Origin of the sequence: Actinomadura sp. NPDC048032 (assembly GCF_040653175.1) — a bacterium.
Classification (GTDB): domain Bacteria; phylum Actinomycetota; class Actinomycetes; order Streptosporangiales; family Streptosporangiaceae; genus Spirillospora; species Spirillospora verrucosospora.
The window spans coordinates 1-1,264 of record NZ_JBEZJP010000812.1 but is presented as its reverse complement, the minus strand read 5'-3'; the positions used below and the strand labels follow the sequence as shown (position 1 = coordinate 1,264).

The 1,264-nt window shown below is 70.0% G+C and carries 1 protein-coding gene; it reads right to left on the bottom strand.

All coding sequences use genetic code 11. The annotated features are described in order from the left end of the window. Positions 1 to 73 precede the first annotated feature (73 nt). Positions 74 to 1,264 (bottom strand): ABC transporter substrate-binding protein (locus AB0C69_RS42415; RefSeq protein WP_360362639.1); only part of this gene is annotated, 1,191 nt, incomplete at its 5' end.

Here is a 1,264-nt window from a genome sequence, read left to right as displayed (position 1 = left end):
GCGCCGTCCTGAACAAGGCCACCGACAACTACGGCCGGCTGCACGGCCACCCCGGCCTCTACGCGATCGACGGCTACTTCTTGGTCGGGACGGTGAAGCCGCCGGGCAGCACCTTCCAGCCGCCCTTGTCCGCCTTGACGAACTGGCTGCCCTTGATGGGGCTGTGCTCGCCGCCGGGCCCGAACACCCACGGGCTCCCGGCCATCGGGTAGTCGATCGGCTTCATCTGCTTGAACGCCCTGGTGACCGACTCGCGGGTGATGTCGCCCTTGATGCCCTTGAGGACCTGCACGAACACGTCCGCGGCCATGACGGCGCCCTGGCTGAACGCCGTCTTCTGGATGCCGTTCCGGTCGACGAGCCTGGACCAGCGCTCGTTGCCCGGCAGGGTCGGGTCGGTGTAGGGCTGCCACTCGGTGCCCGCGTAGGCGTTCATGTCCGCCGGGATCACCTTGGCGTTGGCGTCGGTGTAGCTGTTGGCCGCGAGGATGAAGTCGACGTTCTGCATGCCCTGGGTCCTGGCCTGCGCGAACCAGGGCCCGACGGTCGCGTTGTAGAGGACCGCCTGGCAGCCGGCGTTCTTGTCCGCCACGAGGTAGCGGGTCGGGTCGCCCTGCCCGACGGCGAGGTTCTTGTGGGCGAGGGACTTGCCGGTGAGGTCGCTCCACGCCTTGATGGCGTTCTCGATGCCGCCGCCGCTTCCGGGCAGGACGGTGTAGTCGACGCAGACCTTGTCGTGCTTGAGCGTCTCGGACGCGTAGTACAGCATCGCCGTGGTCAGCGCGTAGGGGCCGGGGTTCACGGGGGCGATGTTGGGGCTGGTGAAGCAGGACGGGTCGACGCCGACCGCGGGGATCGAGACGATCTTCTCCTTGCCGTAGGTGGCGCGGTTGAGGCCGCAGTCCACGGCGCTGGACGAGCCGGCCAGGGCGACCACGCCCTCGGACTTGATCAGCTCGCGGGCGGCCTGGCCGGCGCGCGCCGGGTCCATCGCGTCGTCCTTGGCGACAAGCCGCAGCTTGCGGCCGTTGATGCCGCCCGCGGCGTTGACCTCGTCGAACACCGCCTTGACGGCCTTGGGGACCTCCGGGGTCTGGAACAGCCCGGTGATGCCGTTGATCGAACCGACCTTGATCGGGCCGTCGGACCCGCCGGAGGACCGGCATCCGGCGGACCTCGCCGCCCGTCTCGACGGCGACGCGGAACCGGTCCGCGCCGACCCGGGCCACCCGCACCCGGTAGCCGGCGCCGCGCAGCTTGAGGT